Annotated in this window: 20 protein-coding genes; 7 read left to right on the forward strand and 13 right to left on the reverse strand. The window is 67.5% G+C overall.

The genetic code is table 11. The annotated features are described in order from the left end of the window. The coding region (locus E3O22_RS14815; RefSeq protein WP_304988790.1) for an SbcC/MukB-like Walker B domain-containing protein at window positions 1-1,649 on the forward strand (1,649 nt) is incomplete at its 5' end. Between the two features lie 36 nt (window positions 1,650-1,685). Here E3O22_RS14815 and E3O22_RS16785 read toward each other — a convergent pair. After that, window positions 1,686-1,817, reverse strand: a complete 132-nt coding sequence (locus tag E3O22_RS16785; RefSeq protein ID WP_347232329.1) for a hypothetical protein — start codon at window positions 1,815-1,817, stop codon at window positions 1,686-1,688. After that, window positions 1,796-2,170: an HNH endonuclease family protein gene (locus tag E3O22_RS16505; protein WP_347232328.1), complete on the reverse strand. Its 375-nt coding sequence runs from the start codon at window positions 2,168-2,170 to the stop codon at window positions 1,796-1,798. The genes E3O22_RS16785 and E3O22_RS16505 overlap by 22 nt, the downstream gene beginning before the upstream one ends. 267 nt (window positions 2,171-2,437) lie before the next feature. On the opposite strand from E3O22_RS16505, the gene E3O22_RS14825 reads away from it, so the two are divergent. Continuing rightward, window positions 2,438-2,800 carry a DUF2834 domain-containing protein gene (locus E3O22_RS14825; RefSeq protein WP_134396477.1) on the forward strand — a complete coding sequence of 121 codons (363 nt, stop codon included), beginning with the start codon at window positions 2,438-2,440 and terminating at the stop codon, window positions 2,798-2,800. A gap of 131 nt (window positions 2,801-2,931) precedes the next feature. On the opposite strand, the gene E3O22_RS14830 is transcribed toward E3O22_RS14825, so the two are convergent. Beyond that, window positions 2,932-3,483, reverse strand: a complete 552-nt coding sequence (locus E3O22_RS14830) for a cupin domain-containing protein (protein WP_134396475.1) — start codon at window positions 3,481-3,483, stop codon at window positions 2,932-2,934. A gap of 232 nt (window positions 3,484-3,715) precedes the next feature. On the opposite strand from E3O22_RS14830, the gene E3O22_RS14835 reads away from it, so the two are divergent. Both E3O22_RS14835 and E3O22_RS14840 read left to right on the forward strand, forming a co-directional pair. Next, the gene (locus E3O22_RS14835) at window positions 3,716-4,807 is read left to right on the forward strand and encodes a TerC family protein (RefSeq protein ID WP_134396473.1); all 1,092 of its coding nucleotides are present in this window, start codon (window positions 3,716-3,718) and stop codon (window positions 4,805-4,807) included. Continuing rightward, window positions 4,804-5,160, forward strand: a complete 357-nt coding sequence (locus E3O22_RS14840; protein WP_134396471.1) for a winged helix-turn-helix domain-containing protein — start codon at window positions 4,804-4,806, stop codon at window positions 5,158-5,160. Before E3O22_RS14835 ends, E3O22_RS14840 begins: the two co-directional genes overlap by 4 nt. Window positions 5,161-5,173: 13 nt before the next feature. Here E3O22_RS14840 and E3O22_RS14845 read toward each other — a convergent pair whose 3' ends face one another. Next, a complete protein-coding gene (locus E3O22_RS14845; protein WP_134396469.1) occupies window positions 5,174-5,866 on the reverse strand; it encodes a Pr6Pr family membrane protein in 693 nt (230 codons plus the stop codon). Between the two features lie 168 nt (window positions 5,867-6,034). On the opposite strand from E3O22_RS14845, the gene E3O22_RS14850 reads away from it, so the two are divergent. Further along, window positions 6,035-7,063, forward strand: coding sequence for a TerC/Alx family metal homeostasis membrane protein (locus E3O22_RS14850; RefSeq protein ID WP_134396468.1), 1,029 nt, complete (start codon window positions 6,035-6,037; stop codon window positions 7,061-7,063). Between the two features lie 60 nt (window positions 7,064-7,123). Here the strand turns inward: E3O22_RS14850 and E3O22_RS14855 are convergent, their stop codons facing one another. The 3 genes from E3O22_RS14855 to E3O22_RS14865 are packed head-to-tail and all read right to left on the reverse strand — an operon-like array spanning window position 7,124 to window position 9,419. Next, window positions 7,124-7,939: an amino acid ABC transporter ATP-binding protein gene (locus tag E3O22_RS14855; RefSeq protein ID WP_134396466.1), complete on the reverse strand. Its 816-nt coding sequence runs from the start codon at window positions 7,937-7,939 to the stop codon at window positions 7,124-7,126. Next, window positions 7,926-8,594 (reverse strand): amino acid ABC transporter permease, encoded by a 669-nt coding sequence (locus tag E3O22_RS14860; protein ID WP_134396464.1) that lies wholly within the window; start codon window positions 8,592-8,594, stop codon window positions 7,926-7,928. The genes E3O22_RS14855 and E3O22_RS14860 overlap by 14 nt, the downstream gene beginning before the upstream one ends. A gap of 12 nt (window positions 8,595-8,606) precedes the next feature. After that, window positions 8,607-9,419, reverse strand: a complete 813-nt coding sequence (locus tag E3O22_RS14865; RefSeq protein ID WP_134396462.1) for an amino acid ABC transporter substrate-binding protein — start codon at window positions 9,417-9,419, stop codon at window positions 8,607-8,609. A gap of 259 nt (window positions 9,420-9,678) precedes the next feature. On the opposite strand from E3O22_RS14865, the gene E3O22_RS14870 reads away from it, so the two are divergent. After that, window positions 9,679-10,689: an ADP-ribosylglycohydrolase family protein gene (locus tag E3O22_RS14870; RefSeq protein ID WP_134396460.1), complete on the forward strand. Its 1,011-nt coding sequence runs from the start codon at window positions 9,679-9,681 to the stop codon at window positions 10,687-10,689. A gap of 32 nt (window positions 10,690-10,721) precedes the next feature. Here E3O22_RS14870 and E3O22_RS14875 read toward each other — a convergent pair whose 3' ends face one another. Beyond that, window positions 10,722-12,869 (reverse strand): RecQ family ATP-dependent DNA helicase, encoded by a 2,148-nt coding sequence (locus E3O22_RS14875; RefSeq protein WP_134396458.1) that lies wholly within the window; start codon window positions 12,867-12,869, stop codon window positions 10,722-10,724. A gap of 66 nt (window positions 12,870-12,935) precedes the next feature. Continuing rightward, window positions 12,936-13,415 carry a PPOX class F420-dependent oxidoreductase gene (locus tag E3O22_RS14880; protein ID WP_134396456.1) on the reverse strand — a complete coding sequence of 160 codons (480 nt, stop codon included), beginning with the start codon at window positions 13,413-13,415 and terminating at the stop codon, window positions 12,936-12,938. An 81-nt stretch (window positions 13,416-13,496) separates the two neighbouring features. Between E3O22_RS14880 and E3O22_RS14885 the strand changes: the two genes are divergently transcribed. Further along, complete coding sequence (locus E3O22_RS14885) at window positions 13,497-14,219, forward strand: hypothetical protein (RefSeq protein ID WP_104099656.1); 723 nt, start codon at window positions 13,497-13,499, stop codon at window positions 14,217-14,219. A 60-nt stretch (window positions 14,220-14,279) separates the two neighbouring features. On the opposite strand, the gene E3O22_RS14890 is transcribed toward E3O22_RS14885, so the two are convergent. The 4 genes from E3O22_RS14890 to E3O22_RS14905 are packed head-to-tail and all read right to left on the reverse strand — an operon-like array spanning window position 14,280 to window position 19,439. Continuing rightward, complete coding sequence (locus E3O22_RS14890) at window positions 14,280-15,071, reverse strand: DUF6671 family protein (protein WP_134396454.1); 792 nt, start codon at window positions 15,069-15,071, stop codon at window positions 14,280-14,282. Window positions 15,072-15,118: 47 nt separating this feature from the next. Continuing rightward, window positions 15,119-15,436 carry a DUF190 domain-containing protein gene (locus tag E3O22_RS14895; protein ID WP_104099654.1) on the reverse strand — a complete coding sequence of 106 codons (318 nt, stop codon included), beginning with the start codon at window positions 15,434-15,436 and terminating at the stop codon, window positions 15,119-15,121. Then, window positions 15,433-17,916, reverse strand: coding sequence for a DUF2309 domain-containing protein (locus E3O22_RS14900; protein ID WP_134396452.1), 2,484 nt, complete (start codon window positions 17,914-17,916; stop codon window positions 15,433-15,435). Before E3O22_RS14900 ends, E3O22_RS14895 begins: the two co-directional genes overlap by 4 nt. Further along, complete coding sequence (locus E3O22_RS14905) at window positions 17,913-19,439, reverse strand: proton-conducting transporter membrane subunit (protein ID WP_134396451.1); 1,527 nt, start codon at window positions 19,437-19,439, stop codon at window positions 17,913-17,915. Before E3O22_RS14905 ends, E3O22_RS14900 begins: the two co-directional genes overlap by 4 nt. Window positions 19,440-19,493 lie beyond the last annotated feature (54 nt).

Raw genomic sequence — 19,493 nt, forward strand, 5'->3', positions numbered from 1 at the left:
CGGAGCGGCTGCGGGCGGCCGAGGACGCGGCCGGCCAGGTGCGGCGTCTCGACGCGGAGCTGGAGGTGGCGCACCGGGCCGACGCGGCCGCCGCCGGCGAGAACGCGGCGGCGGCGGTGCGCTACCAGACCCTCGTGGACCGGCGGCTGGCCGGCCACGCCGTCGAGTTGGCCTCGCACCTCGTGGCGGGGGAGCCGTGCGAGGTATGCGGCTCGACCGCGCATCCGGCTCCCGCCACCGGCGACGATGAACCGGTCACCGAAGCCGACATCGTGGCGGCACGGGCACGCCTGAAGCAGGCGCAGACCCGACTCGATCAGACGCATTCCGCCGCAGGCACCGTGGCCACCGACCTGGCCCGGGCCCGGGCCCGGGCCGGGGAGCGCACCATCGACGAAATCGTCGCCGAGATGGCCGCGTCCGATGTGGCCCTGGCCGCGGCCGTGAACGCGGGCGTGCGGGCGGCAGCGCTCGGCCTCGACAAGAGCCGGCTGCGGGCCGAACTCGACGAGGCCGGCCGTGCCCTGGCAGACCTCTGCTCCGCCCGCGATGAGGCGGCCGCGCAGCTCGCCGAGCGCCGCAGCGCCCGACAGGCCATCGACGACCGAGTGTCCGCCCTGCGCGGCGACTTCGCCTCGGTGGGCTACCGGGTCGATCGGCTGCGGGCCGAGCTGGTCTCCGCGCGGGCCCTCGACGAGGCCCTCGACCACAGCCGTGAGCGCCGGAGCCTGCGAAACGCCGCCGGCGCATCCGTTCAGGCCCAGCTGGACCGCGAAGGTTTCGTCGACGAGCAGGACGTGGCCGCCGCCCACCGGGACGACGCCGACGTGCGGCAGCTGGAAGAGCTGATCCGCGGCCACGACGATTCGCGCGCGGCGGCGCGCTCGCTGCTGGCCGAACCAGCGCTCACGGGTCTTCCCGCCGGCCTGACCGATGTCGGTCCGGCCCGGGAAACCCTGGTGAGGGCGGCGGCGGAACGGGATGCGGCGCTGGCCGAACGCGGCTCTCTGGGGGAGCGGGTGGCTGTCATGACCGGCCTGGTCACGGATGCCCGCGTGCACTTCGACGCCGGCGCGGAGCTTCTGTCCACGCAGACGCAGGTTCGGGAGTTGGCGGCGGCCGTGCACGGTGACGAACCCAACACGAAACGGATGCGCCTGGAGACCTACGTTCTCGCCGCGCAGCTCGAGCAGATCATTGCGGCGGCCAACAACCGGCTACGCACCATGACCGGCGGCCGCTACACCCTCGAACACGACGACTCGGTGCAGTTCCGTGGTGGTCAGTCCGGGCTCGGGCTGATGATCCGGGACGCGCACACCGGGCGGGCTCGCCCCACCCAGTCGCTCTCCGGCGGCGAGACGTTCCTGGCGTCACTGGCCCTCGCCCTCGGGCTGGCGGAGATCGTGTCGAATCAGGCCGGTGGCATCGCCCTTGACACCCTGTTCGTCGACGAGGGCTTCGGGTCCCTCGACGGCGCCACCCTGGAGACGGCGATGAGCACCCTGGACGGCCTCCGCGCCGGCGGCCGCACCATCGGTCTGATCAGCCACGTCGACTCCATGAAGGAGCAGATCCCGGCCAAGCTGGTCATCACCGTCACCGACCAGGGCTTCAGCGAGATCGGTGAGGTCCTCGTGTCGGTGTAGCCGGGCTGTGCCGGTTCGTGCTGTGCCGGCGCGGAACTAGCCCAGACCGGGCGCGGCCGAGTAGGCAGGCTGGCCGGGGCAGGTCGCGAGCACGCGGGCCATGGCGTCGTGCTCGGCCGGGGCCACCCGCAGGCCGTAGGTGGCCTTCACGGAGATCTGGCGGGCCACATATTCAAAGCGGAACGACTTTCCGCGGGCAGCCAGGTGGCGGCGTCCCCGTCGCCCTTCTGCGAGTTGGAGACACCGTCGGAGGCCCGCAGGTTCAGCGGGTCGTTGGCCAGGGCTATCCGCTCCTCCCGGGTCAGTTGCGCGGCGCCGGTTTGCCAGGCGTTCGACAAAGCGACCAGGTGGTCGATCTGCACGAGCATCGAGGTGGTCTCGCCGCGCTCGAACGACACCGATTCGCCCGTGTACGGCGCCAGCAGCTCGCCGCTCAAGACCCGGCAGGACACCTCGGTCACGATCGCGGTCAGGTCACGGGCCAGGATATCGTTGCGGGTGTCGCAGCCGTTGTCGTCCACGTCGCGCCAGGCGGAGCCGAATTCGCCGGGGCCGGGGCCGCGGCCGCGGATCCGACCGAGAAGGGGACGGATGTCTCGCCCGGCGTGACGCCGGGCACGCCGACCACGATCGCCCAGATCAGAGCCAGGAGCGGCAGGACCACCATCAGGGCGGTGACGGGCCGTCGTCTGGAACGCCGGCTGCGGGTTGACGCAGGCGTGCGAGATGCGTGTGGCATGGTGCTCCCAGGGTCGGCTTTCGACCCTACCGGGCGGCAATAATGACGTATGACCAAAAACTGGACCCCGCTCGCCGCCGTCTACCTGGCGCTCAGCCTCGGCGGCCTCGGGGGCACCTGGACCTTCAACCTGCTGGCGATCGTGCAGCTACGCGACTTCGTCGGCGACTGGGTCAACAGCGGTCCGGCGGTGTCGTCACTGACCGTTGACCTGCTGGTGGTGGCGGTGGCCGGCAGCATCCTGATCATCGTCGAGGCCAGGCGGATCGGGATGAAGCGGGGCTGGCTCTACGTGGTGCTCTCGGGTCTGACAGCGTTCGCCTTCACCTTCCCGCTCTTCCTCGCGATGCGGGAACGCACCCTGCAGGCGCAGCGGGTGCGGGCGGCGAACGCCGGAGCCCGGACCCGCTAGGCGCCAGCCAGGCGGACCAGCCCGGCGGTCTCGAACCAATACGACGGAGATTTTGCTCACAACCGACCCCGAACATCCATTTCAGCCCGAAACGCTTAAAATCTCCCTCGCATTCGTTAGGCCGCACTCGGCTAGTTGGTGTCGGCGGACCGCGCCCTCGTCGAGGGGCGCTTCTTCGCCGGCTTGCGTGGTTTCTTCGCGGCGGGCTTGGCGGCCGTCTTCGACGTCGGCTTTGCCGTAGCCTGCGCGGCGGCCGGCTTCACCTGGCGTGATTTCTGCTTCTGCTTCGGCTCCGTGACGGTGCCGTCGAAGTGTTCCGCTGACGCCTGGGCGTCCGCCTTGGTCAGGTGCACGACGGCGTCCTGATGCTCCGGCGGCGCGTAGATCGTGGCGAGCCGCAGCACCTTGCCGCCCGTGTTGAGCACATTGTGCCGAGCGCCGGCCGGCACGACCATGGCCGAGTTCTTCCTGATCTTCGTCTTGGTGCCGTCGATCCAGATCTCGCCCTTGCCCTTCTCCACCCGAAAGTACTGGTCTCGATCCGGGTGCACCTCTTCTCCGATGTCCTCGCCCGGCTCCAGCGCCATCACGACCAGCTGCAGCCCCCGGGCGGTGTAAAGCACTTGGCGGAAATTCGAGTTGCGGATGGCCGCGTCCTCGATGTTGTCGACAAAACCCTTCATGGGATCCTCCATTGTTCCAGTGCACGGTAGTCGCGGCGGCGGAAGTGCTCAACCGCCTCAGTCAACCCCGCGGTTTGCCCCAAAGGGTGAAGTATGCTTCACTTGTTTTCGGAGGGGAGTAATCCCCAGCGTGTGGTCGTCATTACGGTTCCGTCATCGGAGCCCGGCCGCAGGAACCCGATCCGGGTTGGACCAGACCTCCAGTCGCAGCACTGACTGGAAGGCATCATCCATGAACGTTCCCCTCTACGCCTGGCTGGCGGTGTTCGGTGTGATCGCCGTCATGCTGGCTGTCGACCTGTTCGCTCACCGCAAGGCCCATGTGATCGGGGTACGCGAGGCCGCGATCTGGTCCGTGGTCTGGGTGGTGATCGGCATCGCCTTCGGCGTCGTGATCTGGATCACGGCCGGCGCCGAGTTCGGGCAGCAGTACTACGCCGGCTACCTGATCGAGAAGTCGCTCGCGGTCGACAACGTCTTCGTCTGGGCGATTATCTTCGCCGCCTTCGCCGTGCCGCGCCAGTACCAGCACCGGGTGCTGTTCCTCGGTGTGCTTGGCGCGCTCGTGCTGCGCGGTATCTTCATCGCCGCGGGCGCCGTGCTGATCGAGAACTTCTCCTGGATCCTCTACGTCTTCGCCGCGTTTCTGATCTTCACCGGCTACCGCATGATCCGCACCCGCAACGAACACGCGCACCCCGAGAAATCCCAAGTGCTGCGCCTCTTCCGCCGCTTCATCCCGATGACCGAGACGTTCCACGGCCAGCGCTTACTCGTGCGCAAGAACGGCATTCTGCTCGCCACACCGCTGCTGGCGGTTCTCGTGCTCGTCGAGGTGACGGATGTCGTGTTCGCCGTGGACTCCATCCCGGCCATCTTCGCGGTCACCAGTGAACCGTTCATCGTCTTCACCGCCAACGCCTTTGCAATCCTCGGCCTCCGGGCGATGTACTTCCTGCTCGCCGACCTCATGCACCGATTCGTCTACCTGAAGATCGGTCTCTCGCTGGTGCTGATCTGGGTGGGCGTCAAGATGCTGCTGCTCGACGTCTTCTACATCCCGACGACCCTTTCCCTCTCTGTGATCGCGCTGATCATCGCGGTGTCGGTCATGCTCAGCCTCCGGGCCACGCGGGGCCAGGGGCGGCGCGAGTTCGAGGCCGCTCCCGTCGGCTCGTTCCGCGAGGCCACCCCTGAGGAACTCGCCCAGATGGAGCCGGTCTGGCGCCGATCGGCCCGCACGCCCGAGCAGAAGGCACAGAAAGCCGTGCAGAAGGCCGAACAGAAGGCCGAGCAGAAGAAGGTGAACGAGACCCTCCGATGACCGAGATGCTGCCCGAACCGCTGCCCGTTCCGCCGCCTGGACCGACGGATGCCCCCGGCAAGCCGTGGACGTTCCTCACCCACCACGCGCACCTGCTCCTGGCCATCGCGGGGAACCCCGATGCGCGGGTGCAGGAGCTCGCCGACACGGTGGGGGTGTCGTCCCGGGCGGCGCTGAGCATCATGGCGGACCTGGTCAAGGCCGGCTACATCCGGCGCGAACGGGTGGGGCGGCGCAATCACTACAGCATCGAGCGGAACCGGCCGTTCCGGCATCCGTCGACCGCGGCGCACAGCGTCGACGAGATGATCGCCGCGTTCAGCACATTCGCGCCGCCGCCGCGATCGGTCTGACCGCGAGAGCGGATCAGGCCACGGGTTCGGTCGTCAGAACCTGTGGCCGGAGGCGGCTCGCGGCGATTGCGGCCGCGGCGAGACCGGTGATGAAGGTCGCGATGCCGAGCACGTAGAAGATCACGGTCACGTAGCCGCCCGGCTGGGCAGGTTCGAGGAAGGGATAGGTGTAGAAGCCGGTCAGGGTGCCCCGCACCACGGCGTATGCCACCCAAGCCAGCGGGTAGATCAGGGCCACACCGAGGCGCTTCCAGGCCAGGGCCGGGCGCCCCGGCGAGAGGATCCAGTCCAGCGCGATGAAGATCGGCGCCCAGACGTGCAAGACCTCGTTGGGCCAGCCGACACCGATGAAGCCATCGGAGACGACGTTGCGCAGCAGCGCGTTGTAGACGACCCCGGTGACGACCGCGTAGGTGAGTACCGACATTCGCACCCCGGTGAGGAGCTGGGAATCCGTGCCTCGGCGCAGGGCGAGGGAACCTCCCACGAGCAACACGACCACGTTCATCAGGCTCGACTGGATGGTGAAGTAGCCGAAGTACTCGGTCGCCACGAAGGCGTCGTTCCAGAGCTGGTCGGTGATCTGCGTAATGATGCTCGCGAAGAGCAGCAGTCCTATGCCGATCCGCAGCAGACCGGAAAGACGCCGGAAGGTGGAGGGCGATGCTGAGTCGGAGGCCACCGGAGAAATCGCTGTTGAAGTCACTGGAAAAGAATAGTGCTGACGAGCTGGGGATTCAGCAGGGCAGGCCGCTTGCCCGGAAGGGGGTCAGCAGCAGAGGCAGGATACTGTTGACGTTCATGCTTATTTGGTTCCTCTTATGAGTAGGCTTACGCTGAAATTCTCGCTGAGGACACGACAGGAAGGTCACAGTTGCTGGAAGTAACTGCGCTCCGCTGGACGCTCACCATCGCCGTCATTCTGGGTCTGCTCGCGTTGGACCTGGGGTTGGCCATCGCTCGGCCGCACGTCGTTAAGTTTCGGGAGGCCGCACTCTCGTCGGTGCTGTACATCGCGGTCGCGATCCTGTTCGGCCTCGTTTTCGCGGCGCAGGTGGGCTGGGGGTTCGGCGCGGAATACTTCGCCGGGTACATCGTTGAGAAGAGCCTGTCCATCGACAACCTCTTCGTTTTCGTGATCATCATGTCGACCTTCGCGGTCCCGGAGAAATACCAGCAGAAAGTTCTCATCTTCGGGATCCTGCTGGCACTCATTCTGCGGGCGATCTTCATTGCACTGGGTTCCGCCCTGCTTTCGCTGTTCTCCTTCATGTTCCTGATCTTCGGTCTGGTGCTGATCTTCACAGCCGTACAGCTCTTCCGGCACCGTAACGTCGACCCTGACGTGCAAGACAACGTACTGGTTCGGGTGGCCCGTCGGGGCCTGACCGTTACCGACGACTATGTCGACGGTCGAATGTTCACGCGGAGCGCCGGCCGCCGCGCGGTGACACCGCTGTTTATCGTTCTGATTGCGATCGGCAGCACCGATCTTCTGTTCGCACTCGATTCGATCCCGGCGATCTTCGGAATCACCGATGAGGCGTACATCGTCTTCACCGCCAACGCCTTCGCACTGCTCGGGCTCCGGGCGCTCTTCTTCCTCGTCAAGGGGCTCCTCGACCGGCTGGTCTACCTGTCGACCGGCCTGTCCCTCATCCTGGCCTTCATCGGTGTGAAACTCGTTCTGCATTGGGCGCACGGCCTTGATGGCCGAGTGCCGGAGATCAGCACGAATCTCAGCCTGATCGTCATCGGTGTGGTCTTGACCGTGACCACGGTTGCCAGCCTGATCAAGACACGCCAGGATCCCACGGTGCGAGCTCATGCCGGCTCACTCCGGGCAGCGGATCATTCCGAGACTGAACCAGCGGATCAGCCCGACTCCGGGCGCAAGAGTTGACGGGCGGGTGAGGGGCTGAGCCGCTGCCCGGCGAGGTCGGCCCCACGCCTGGAGGTGCACCTAGAAGGGGAACAGCAGCCGGTGCAGGAACTGCCGGGTGCGTTCCTCCTTTGGGTGGCGCAGCATTTGATTCGGGTCGCCGTGCTCGACGATCCGGCCACCGTCGACGAAGGCCACCTCGGTGGCTACCTCGCGCGCGAATTCGAGTTCGTGGGTCACGATCACCATGCTCCAGCCCTCCACCGCCAGTTCCTTGATCAGGCGCAGAACATCGCCCACGAGTTCCGGGTCGAGGGACGACGTGGGCTCGTCGAAGAGCAGCAGCTGCGGGCGCAGGGCAAGCGCGCGCACGATGCCCACACGCTGCTGCTGGCCGCCGGAGAGCTCGAACGGGTAGCTGTCCTTCTTGGCGCTGAGGCCCACGCGGTCGAGCAACGCGAGCGCCTCCGCTTCGACCTCCGCCTTCGGGCGGCGCTGCACCACCACGGGCCCCTCCAGCACGTTCTCCAGTACGGTCTTGTGCGGGAACAGGTTGTAGTGCTGGAAGACCATGGCCGACCGGTCGCGCAGAGCCGCACGCTGATTCTTCCCCGGTATGGCTGCGAAGTCGACCGACAGTTCGTCGTTCACGTCGATCGTTCCGCCGTCGGCCAGTTCCAGGCCGTTCAGGCAGCGCAGGATGGTGGTCTTGCCGGAACCGGAGGGTCCGATCAGGGCGAGCACGTGGCCGCGATTCACCGTCAGGTCGATGGATTGCAACACCTGGTTGGCGCCGAAACTCTTCTGGAGCCCGCGCACGCGGAGCAGGGCGTCGGAGGTCGCCGCGGCATTCGGGGCCGTCGGTTCGGTCGGATCAATCGGATCAGTGGGGGACATAGCGGTCCAATCGCTTCTCGAGAACGCTCTGCACCGAGGACAGGCCCAGGCAGATCACCCAGTAGACCAGGGCGGCCTCGAGGTAGAGCAGCATGAATTCCTGGCTGAAGGCGGCCACCTGCTGTGCTTCGCGGAACAGCTCCGTGACCAGGATCAGCGAGGCAAGGGAGGTGTCCTTGACCAGGCTGATGAAAGTGTTCGACAGGGGCGGGACCGAGACACGGGCGGCCTGCGGCAGGATGATCCGGGTCAGCGCGCGACGGTGCGACATGCCGATCATGTAGGCCGCCTCCCATTGCCCCTTGGGCACCGAGAGGATGGCCGCCCGAATCACTTCGGCGGCGTAGCCGCCGACGTTGAGTGAGAACGCCACCACGGCGCTCGGCCACGGATCGATCAGGATGCCCAGCGACGGCAGGCCGTAGAAGATCACGAACAACTGGACCAACAGTGGGGTACCGCGCACGATCGAGATGTAGACCCGGGCGAAGCCGGACACCCACCGGCGCCGGGAGAGGCGCATCAACGCCAGCCCGAGCGCGAGCGCCAGACCGATCGTGAACGAGGCGAGCGCCAGCGGAATGGTGCCGAGGATCGCCCCCTGCACGATGGGACCGAGCGAGGTCCAGAACAGGTCCCAGGCGGATTGGTTCATGGCTGGACGGGGTTACTGGGAAACGTCGGACCCGAAGTACTTCTCCGAGATCGACGTCAGGGTGCCGGCGGCCGCGAGCTTTTCGAGGGCCGCGTCGACGGCATCCGTCAGCTCCGTGCTGCCCTTGACGAAGGCGAACGAGGTCGCGGACTCCTCGTCGGTGTTCGCGGCGACCTTGAGCCCGGTGGCGCCGGTCTGCTTCTGGTAGTCGAGGAAGGTGAGATTGTCGTTCACGGTCGCGTCGACGCGGCCCTGTTCGACCAGGGCGACCGACTGAGCCCAGCCCTCGACGGCCTGCACACGTGCGCCGCTCTCGGTGGCGAGGGTGTTCCAGTTGCTGGTGAGCGACTGGGCCGTGGTCTTGCCGGCCAGGGTCTCGAAGGAGGTGATCGAGGTGTTGTCGCTCTTGACCACGATCACGCCGGTCGAGAACGTGTAGGGGGTCGAAAAGTTGTACTTGGCAACGCGTTCCGGGGTGGCCGTGACCTGGTTGGCGATGACGTCGAAGCGGCCGGCCTCGAGGCCGGCGAAGATGCCGTCCCACTGGGTTTCCTCGAACTTGGCCTTGACTCCGAGCTCGGCTGCGACGGCCTCGATGATCTCGACGTCGTAACCGGTCAGTGCGCCGGAGCCACCCTCGTGGAAGGTGAACGGGCGGTACGTGCCCTCGGTGCCGATGGTGAGCACGCCCGCGTCTGTGACGGAGGACAGCGAGGTGTCGGCGCCGGTGGTGGCTGAATCGTCGGTGTCGGTGCTCGCGGAGCAGCCGGCCAGCGACACGGTGAGCGCTGTGAGTAATACCGCCGACAGGATCTTGAGCTTCATTTTTTCTGACCTAACCGAGGTTGCAGGTGCGCATTCATCGCCGAAAAGCGACGTCCGAAGACTAACAAGGAGTGCGCCCCGGTAAGTATTCCCGTGACGCGCCGCGTCACACACCGGTTAGGCCCCGGTCAATGGCCTTGCCGGGGATTTTCGGCCGGAATAGGCTACGTTCGCCCCGCACATCCGGCGTTCATTCTCGGATGTGCAGGTACTCCGGTCCTTACCCGACCCGAATCGGCCCGACCCGAAGGAGCCTGCAATGAAGCTGACTGCCGACCAACACGACCGATCAGCAGCGGTGCTGCTGGGCATGGCCTGCGGGGACGCGCTCGGGGCCGGCTACGAGTTCGCCGGGCCGCTACCGAAAACCACCCCGGTCAGCATGCGCGGCGGCGGCGGCTTCCACTGGGCACCCGGCGAGTGGACCGACTACACGGCCATGGCGGTGCCGCTCGCGATGGCCGCGGCGGAGGGCGGGGATCTCAGAGACGACTCGGTCCTCGACATCGTCGTGGCCCATTGGGCGGCCTGGGCGAAATCGGCACCGTACGCGGGTGTGCAGCTGGGGGCGGTGCTCTCGGGCAGCGAGCCGAACGCCGAGTCCGTTCGTCGCGGGGCGAGGGAGCAGCATGACCGCAGCGGGCGCAGCGCCGGCAACGGATCGCTCCTGAGAACCGCGCCGGTGGCGCTGGCGTTCCTCGGCGATCCGGTCGCCCTGGCCGAGGCCGCGCGCCTGGTCAGCGAGCTGACGCACCGTGAAACCGAGGCAGGCGATGCCTGCGTGCTGTTCGGGCTCGCTTTGCGGCACGCCGTGCTCGAGGGCGAACTCGACATTCGGGTGGGCCTGTCCGCCCTGCCGAGCGAGCGCCGCGCGGACTGGTCGGCCCGGTTTGACGATGCCGAGCGTGAACGGTCCGCGGATTTTCCGGGTAACGGCTGGGTCGTGCAGACCCTGCAGGCCGCCTGGTCGGCGATCACGTACGCCCGGGGAACGGATGCCGGCCAGGTGCGTCGCGCCATCGAAGTCGCTGCGCGCGGCGGCGGCGACACCGACGCCGTAGCAGGTCTCGCTGGCGCGCTGACCGCCGCCCGCTGGGGGCTGGGAGCTGTGCCAACAACCTGGCGCCACCTGGTGCAGGGTTGGCCCGGGTTGCGCGGCGTTGACCTGGTGCGCCTGTCCATGCAGTCAGCCCACTGCGGAGCGGTCGGGGGAGTCCAGGCCGACGAGGTCGGCTTGCAGCGCACGGTCAAGCTGCGCGCGCTGCGTTGACGTCAGGGCGAAAGCTTCAGTTCTCCGGCAGCTCAGGACTTCAACGCCAACGCGAACGGCAGCACGGCCGCCACCCCCTGGCGACGCAGTAGGCGGCCCGCGACCGTGAGCGTCCAGCGGCTGTCGGCGAGGTCGTCGACGAGCAGGATCGGTCGGCCCTGCACCGTGTCGAGGGCCGCGGCCAGCTTCGGTCCCACCGCGAAACGGTCCCAGACGTTGGAGAGCCGGTAGGCGCTGTTGCCGCCCGCCGTGCCGGTGGGGCCGCCGTTCACGAGGTCGAGCGAGCCGAGCCAGGGCAGGCGGCCGGCCTCGGCGAACGCCTGAGCCACCGATCCGACCAGCAACGGATGCCGCCGCGAGGGCACGCTCACCACCGCGGCCGGCCGTTCGTCCCAGCCCCACTCCGCCAGCACGCGGATGCAGGCCTGGATCAGGGCCGGGCTCGCCGGGGCATCCGTGGACGGCGCGTCGGAGGACTGGTTGGCGAACAGGTCGCGTAGCGGGCCGCCCCAGCCCAGATCGGTGAGGCGGGCGAGGGCGCGGCCGGGCAGCATCCGTTCGCCGGTCGGGATGTTGCCGCGCACGTTCACGCCCAGGCTCGCCACCCCGGTGGGCCACTGCGCGCGCGGCTCGAGAGCCACGCCGACCCGGTCGAGGGATCGGGCGGCGGCCGAGGCCATCTCGGGCTGCACGTCGCCGGGGAACCAGGCCGTGGTGCAGTTGTCGCAGCGGCCGCAGGCCACCGCGGTGTCGTCGTCGAGCGCGCGCTGCAGGAATTCCATCCGGCAGCCGGTGGTGCGCTCATAGTCCAGCATCGCCTGCTGCTCGCTCACCCGGGCGGCGGCGATGCGTTCGTAGCGTTCCCGGTCGTAGAACCAGGGACGGCCGGTGGACACCCAGCCGCCGGTGACGCGGCGCACGGCGCCGTCGACGTCGAGCACTTTCAGCAGCAGCTCGAGCGGGCTGCGCTTGAGGTCGACACGGGCCTCGAGCGCCGGTGTGGACAGCGGGGCCAATCCATGCTCCGTGAGCGCCCCGATCACGGCTTCCGCCTTGTGCTGGCTGGGCATCGAGGAGGTGGCGAAGTACTGCCAGATGTCTTCGTCCTCGACTCCGGGCAGCAGCAGCACGTCGGCGTTCTCGGTGGCGCGGCCGGCGCGGCCGACCTGCTGGTAGTAGGCCACGGGGGAGGACGGGGCACCCAGGTGCAACACGAAGCCGAGGTCGGGCTTGTCGAACCCCATGCCCAGGGCGCTGGTGGCGACGAGGGCCTTGACCGTGTTGCGCTTGAGCATGCCCTCGGACTCCTCCCGTTCCGCGGTGTCGGTCTGCCCGGTGTAGGCACGCACCGGGTGCCCGGCCTCCCGCAGCAGACGTGCGGTGTCTTCCGCCGCCGAGACGGTGAGGGTGTAGATGATGCCGCTACCGGGCAACTCGTCGATGTGGCTGAGCAGCCAGGCCAGCCGGGTGCGCGAGTCGGGCAGGCGCAGTACGCCGAGGCGCAGGGATGCCCGGGCGAGCGGGCCGCGGATGGTGACCACCTCAGCGCCTGCCACGGTGGTCGGGCCGGTCGAAACCAGCTGTGCCGCGACATCCGTCACCACGCGGCTGTTCGCCGTGGCCGTGGTCGCCAGCACCGGCACCCCGGCGGGCATCTGGGCGATCAGGTCGCGCAGGCGCCGATAGTCGGGCCGGAAATCGTGGCCCCAGTCGGAGATGCAGTGGGCCTCGTCGACGACGAGCAGGCCCACCCGGGCGAGGAGCGCGGGGAGCTGCTCGTCGCGGAACTTCGGGTTGTTAAGCCGCTCCGGCGACACCAGCAGCACATCGACCTCGTCGTCGATCAGCTGCTGCTGCACCTCTGCCCACTCGTGCGGGTTGGAGGAGTTGATCGATACGGCGCGCACCCCGGCCCGGGCTGCCGCGGCCACCTGGTCGCGCATCAGGGCGAGCAGCGGCGACACCAGGATGGTGGGGCCGGCTCCCTGGCGGCGCAGCAGCAGCGTGGCGACGAAGTAGACGGCCGATTTGCCCCACCCGGTGCGCTGCACGACCAGGGCCCGTCGGCGCTGGTCGACGAGGGTCTCGATCGCCTCGAACTGTCCCTCGTGGAAGTCGGCGTCGTCACGGCCGACCAGGTTGCGCAGAATCTCGAGAGCGGCGGCGCGGGTGTCGGTCATCCGTCCAGCTTCGCAGATGCTGGTGACAGTGCGCCGGGCGCCACGACGCCGATCCTGCGAGCGCGGCTACAGTGCGTCGAGCCGGGCGGCGACGTCGGCCGGGAAGCCGCCCGTGCCGATCGGGCTCCACCGGCTGGGGGTGATGCGGATCAGGGACTTGTCCTGAAGCGCCATCGCCGCCCGGTACTCGGCCCAGTCGGAGTGCTCGCCGGAGATGCAGCGGAAGTACTCGACCAGCCCGTCGCCGGCCTCGGGCATGTGCAGCACCTCGGCGTCGCCGTCGACCTGGATCCAGCCTCCGTCCCAGTCGTCCGAGAGCACCAGTACGGAGGCAAGCACATTTCGCTCCGCGTTGCGGGTTTTCGCCCGGGCGGGATAGGAGGAGATCACGATTCGGCCGGAGGGGTCGACCCCGCCGGTCACGGGCGAGATCTGCGGGCGGCCGTCGGTGCGGGTGGTGGCCAGCAGCATCCGGTGCCTCGGGCGCACGAAAGCGAGCATCGCGGCGAGGTCGACTGTGGTGGTGGTTGCAATGTCTCTGGCCATGATCCAAGGCTACGGCAGAGCGGATACCCGACACGATCGGTCGCATCAGGCTCCGCGGCCACTCCTCGCTATGCTCGCACAGTGAAGGTCGTCCAGGAACTCGAAACACGCATGCACCCCGACTCCGTCGCCGGGTTCCGCCTGGTGCTCGCGGAGGCACGGGTGACCGATTCCATTCTGCTGCCGGTACGGGCGATGGAGCGCATGGTGGCACCCGTGCAGTGGATGCTGCGCCGTGTCGGTGAGCACGGCATCCGTCTGACCCAGGCCGGCTACCTCCCGCCCGCGGTGGTCGTGGAAGCCTCGACCCAGCTCGACTGGGGCTGGCCCGTCACGGCGAGCCGGGAGAGCCACTTCCTGCCTCTGCTGGAGTTGCGCGCACACCTGCGCAGCGTGGGCCTGCTCCGAGTGAGCAAGGGGATGCTGCTGCAGACCAGTCGCGGCCGGGCGCTCGTCGAGGCGCCGCGCGATCTGTGGTGGCATCTGGCCAGAACCGCGCACCAAAGCCGCGACCCGGCCGAGTCCGACGCCACCAGGCTGCTGCTCCTACTCATCGCGCGGCGGGGTTTTGACGAGGCCGAACTGTTCAAACAGCTGCTGGCCCTCAGTTTGGAGACCATCGGTTGGGTGCGGGCCGACGGTGCCCCGCTCTCCAGTGACGCGGCGTTCAACCTGGTGCTGCCGAAGTGGCGCTTGCTGCGCCGACTCGGTGTGTTCGATGCCGGCACGAGCAGTTACACGCGCTGGATCGTCACGCCCGGTGGTGCCGCGTTCGCCCGGGCGGCCCTGCAGTCCGAGGTCTGAGGCGCGCCGCGGACCACCATGCATGAGGCCGACGGGGAGCACGAATAACGCCTGACTTCACTACGGGTTGCAATAGTCGCACCATTGCGGGTCGGCGGTGGCCTGGCCACGCGGTATCCGGGTCCTGTGGGTACAGCGTCCGCAGCCGTGGAGGTCCGCGGCGATCAATGCGGTCGCTGATCTACAGTCGGAACAGGGAACGCCGCGTTCGATGTCTACCTGACCGAACCCAGGTGCTTGACACAGGGAGCAGGGTGTAGCGAGGCGACGAGCCATCTGATAACTCAGCCTGCGAATGGTCTCTGCCCGCGCTGGCGATTTGTGCGCTCGGTAGTCCGGCAGAATCGTGACGGAGGACTGGTCCGTCAGAAGCATGTCGACGGTTTCCTCGAGGTCGCTGAGTTGCGTGAAGTTCTTGTAGACAGTCAGGTGATTATCGTTTGTGCTCTGCACGATCACTCCCTGTTCGGGGAATCCCGCGGCTGACGCGAACGCTAGAGCGCTGTCGGCGTTGTCGACGCGTCTGCCTCCGGGCAGCGCGGAGATATTCACGGCGCCCTCGACGAGTTCCAACCCCAGGGTTTTGTCGATGAACAGGAGAATCTCCATGTTTTCAACGAGAGGACCGAATCCGGAGCTGAAGCTGCCTTCGGAGGCAAGTCCAAGAGTGGTGCCGGCGATTTGCATACCCAGCCGCGCTTTGGCGCGGGCTGCCGAGCGGGGGCTGAGGGTGCGAGGGATATCGCCGGCGAAGGTCCCGAACTGGTCAGTGTTCAGGCCCCCCGAAGCGCTGACTGTCGCGCCGAGAATGTCGTGGAATGCCTGTTGAGCGAGGTGCTCCTTGCCGTGCATGGTGGCGAAGGTGATCAGGCGCCCAGCATAGTAGGAGTGGGAGGAAGTCATTGAAAGTAGTCGGGCCTTGAGACGTAGGTCTCGGCGACGAACATGACGCCGCTGGAGGTGTTAAGCAGCTCGCGCACGGCGTTGATGAGTTCGTCGGCCTTGTCGGGGGGCAACACGGTGATGAGCATGGTGAGGGTGTCGTACTCGTTGAAGAGCAGGGATCCAGAGTGTTGTCCGTGGTGTCCGATGCCGGAGACACCGGAGACGGAGGTGTACCCGGTGGCGCCGGCGGAGGAAACCAGCTCGCGGATGGCGGGGGCGTCGCGGGCAGGCACGACGATCTCCAGTCGGGTCATCTTGGTGAGATTGTTCATGTGTGTGGTCCTTCCATCGGGGTGGCAGTGGCGGCGGGAGTAGCGGTTGCGGTCGCTGTGAAGCCGTAGGCGGTATAGCGGTGCCAGAGGGCAGTGGGGTGATCTCGTGCGGTGAGGGTGATCCAGTCATTGTCGAAAAGATCTCGCAGGACTTGGTTGCGCGAGATGATCTCTCCGATGCGGGCCAGCGGTGCTTCGACAACGACAGTGAGGCGCATCGGCTCATGGAACAGCTCCGTGCCCAGACCCACGGATTGCCACGGCAGGCCGCGGCGAAGGTCGCCGCTGTGGCCCGAGATCACGCCGAGTGTGCCGATGGCGTTGTGGATGGTTTTCGTTCCGGCGCCGAGAGTGTCGGGGTTCAGGGCTGTGAAGTAGTACTGGTGGTTGATCCACTGCGCCACGACGAGGGGGGCGGTCATGATCGTCTCCAGGGCGGCCCCGGTGGGATCCAGTTCGGTGCGGTAGGAGTGCAGGAACACCCGCCGGCCCAAATCAACGTTCCTGGTCATGTCGCGGGGTCCGATGATCATGGTGGCGTTTCCCGCCAACCCGAGCTCTGGATACACCTCAGCCCAGTCGTGGGCACGTCCGCGCAGTCGTGCGGGGGAATGCCGGGGGGATGCTCCCGGTAGTTGCCGGGCGCGTTCGGTCACCAATTTGTCCGCCGCGGTGCGCTGAAGCTGCTCGAAGCGGTCTGCCGAACTCGTGTGGCTGTCGGGGATCAGGTGGCGGTCGAGCACGGTGACCATGTCGCTGACGGTGTTGTGTTCGGCGGCCACGAAGAACGTGTCGAAGGGAATCGGCAGCCCGCGGTCGGCGAGCAGCAGTCGCACCTCGGGGTCGTTGAAGATGGCGGCGGCGGCGCGGGCGTTGGCGTGCCCCGGATTTCCGCCGCACGCGCCGCAGTCCAGTGCGGACTGGTAGAGGTTGTTCTCCGATTCGGAGCCGTGACCTGCCAAAACGACCAGCGGGGCGAACTGGGCCAGGCCCATCATCCGCAAGGCCGTTTCGGCCAACGTGGCACGTTCGTCCAGGGTGAACGCGTCCGCGATCGTCACGTCACTGCGCAGGTCCCGGGACGAGAGGGAGAGGGCGCGCACGATCCGTGCGTGGATGCGCGGGGTGAGGGTGCGCAGGATGCTGATGCCGCCGTAGAACCATCCCGCCGTCTCCGCGAACGCGAACGGTGTCGCCGCTGTCGAGTCCGCCGTATGCACGGCATGCCGCAGGGCGTCTCGGAATTTTCCAGCGGCAACGACTCTGTGTGCTTGTTCGTGGTCGACGGGGATCTCGGTGATGTGGTGGCGCGCGCTCAGCAGTGCCGGGAGCGAGTCGATTGCTCCGCGCGCCTGGTAGCGGGCGAACCGGATGGGGACGCCGAAGAAGCCAGCGAAACCGAACGTCTCGACTGAGGAGCTTTCTTCGAGGTGGCGGCGCAACCCCTCGGACCGGGGGTCGATGCACATCACCAACTGCACGTTGCGGCCGTCCCGGGTCTCGACGGTGGAGCGGAGTGCCCCGATCAGGGCGGTGCGGTAGTTCAGTTCGTAGGCTTTCTGCCAGGTGTACCGCTGGTCGGTTATCGGATGCGTGGACAGGACCCGAGCGACCGCGGCGACGTCCTCGCGGCTCGGCCGTGCGGCGGTGAGCGCCTGCGCAACCCGTTCGGCCCGCAACCAGAACGGTGCCGAGGTCAGCGTGGTGTGGTCGGGCTGTGCCGTCTGTGTTGTCTGGTCGGCCGCTGGGGTAATTCCGAGCGCAACCTGGACCGTGAATCGGACGGCCAGGTACGAGGTCAGGTCGATGTCGCCGACCTTCTCGGCCCGCCATTTGATGTGCCCGACCCACCCGGGCAGGTGCCCGAGTGCGGTCCGAAGGGCACGTGGGACGTCGGCCGCCGCGATGCCGAGGCATTGCAGGGCGTGCGCCAGCGCCGCGTCCGGTTCGGGCGAAAGTGTGGTGAGGGTGCGCCGAACCGTGCGGGGGAGGGACGGATCGAGGCAGGCCAGGGTTCGCCAGGCCCGGTAGAACCCGTCGGCATGGTGTGGCATGGGCCACGCCGGGTCCGGGCACAGATAGCCGGCAACCCAGACGGCCAGGTATTCATCGAGCCACGTCAGCTCCGCCACCGCAACCGGTTCGGGGGCAGGTGCGGCTGCGACCAGGCGCATATCGAGTTCGGCAACCCGGACCGCGGACACGGCTGCGGTGCCGATCCGCAAGCGTCGGTCGGCCAGCTGGGGGATGCGTTCGAGGAGTGCTGCGTCGATGTCATCACGGGTGATTCGACCGCGCTGATAGTCAGCCAGGTAGGCGCTCCCGGGGCGGGTGGTTGCCGCTTCCGCGGTTGTTTCGGTCTCGAATGGGTAAGATTCGCGGCCGGCCAGCGGGTTCACGGCGATGAAGGAGTCCAACGGCCAGGCCGGAACGATGTCGTGGGCGGCGGCAGCGACCTGCGCGCGTAGGATCAGACTCACAGGGGTGCTCCAGTTCTGATGGGGTTACGGGGCAGGGATGCGGCAAGTGCGGACGTGTAGACACGATCGCGCAGCCAGACCGCACCGGTGCTGCTTCGAGCCAGCAGCTCGACGGCGATCAGGCCGACCGCGGGCAGAACGAGCAGCCAGCCAGGGGCCCCCTGGACCGGCACCCCGGGTTCCAGTGCTCCCGTGAACAGGTGCAGGAAGGCTACGTAGCCGATTCCGACGGCCGCCGTCACCGTGGTGCCGACCACCAGCGTGCGGATCGAGAAGTGGGTTGCCAGTGCCACGGCCAGGGTGACGCCGGCGGTCAGGGCGACGAACGCCAACAGGCCGATGCTGGAGGGCGACACGGCGGGGGAGAGCACCAGTTTGGCTGCCACGAGTACGGCAACCGTCACGGTCACGGAGATGGCCACCGCGAGGCCCGCCACCAGGCGCGACGGGGCTGTGCGGGTAGGAAGGTCGCGGTCGGTGGCATGCTGACGCACTCCGGTTCCCGCGCCGAGGAAGAGTGTCGATTTGTACAGGGAGTGGGCAACCAGGTGGAAGATCGCAGCCGCGAACAGGCCCAACCCGCAGGCCATGATCATGAACCCCATCTGCGCCATCGTGGAGAATACCAGTCGGCCCTTCACGTCCGGGCGTGCCAGGCGCACCGCCGACGCGAACACCAGGGTGGCCGCGCCCACCACGCAGACGACGATCATCACGGACCGGTGAGGGGCGATCGCCGGCGCGAACCGCAGAAGCAGGATGGCGCCCGCGTTGACCACCCCGGCATGCAACAGAGCAGAGACCGGTGTCGGGGCGCCGAGAGTGAACGGCAACCAGCCCTGGAATGGGATCTGGCTGGATCGGGCCAGGGCGGCGAGGACCAACAGCACCGCGAGGGTGAGCTGGGCCGGCGCGCTCAGGCCGGACGCACCGGCACCGAGCTGATCGAAGGACAGGTCCCCGCCGGCACCAACGAGCAGCACTGCCACCGCGAGGAGGAACGCGGTGTCGGCGGCACCAAAGCGAACCACGGTGCGCCACACACCCTCCCGCGCCTGTGCCAGCGGCCAGTAGGTGGCCAGAAGCAACACAAGTGCGGCGCCGGCGCCGACCCAGGCGCACGCGAACAGGGCCACGGACCCTGCACACACCATCAGCACGGTGAACCCGGTGAGCAGGTTCGCGGTCACCACGAACCAGATTTGACGAGGATCCCCGCGCAGGTAGCGCACGGCGAACCCCTGAATGAGGGAGGACAGCCCCAGAACAAGCATCGACATGATCAGTGCCAGGGTATCGAGTTGCAGGCTTGTCTCCCCGAAGCCCACCTGGATGGAACCCGTCCACAGGGTCGACACGGCAACGGCGACGGCTGCCGTAAAGACGAACCCCAGACTGACGACCGCTGCGGCGATGCGAGCAACCAGTTCACCGCTCCGGCCGAGACGCCCGGCGATCGCTGAGGCGAGCACGGCAACCCACGGTCCCGCCAGGACCATTGCCACCGTAACATTCTCGTTCAAAAATGCTCCTTTTCTCACGATTCATAAAACACGAAAAACATAGCACGTATTGAG

This window comes from Cryobacterium sp. TMT2-18-2 (assembly GCF_004402245.1).
GTDB classification, from domain to species: domain Bacteria; phylum Actinomycetota; class Actinomycetes; order Actinomycetales; family Microbacteriaceae; genus Cryobacterium; species Cryobacterium sandaracinum.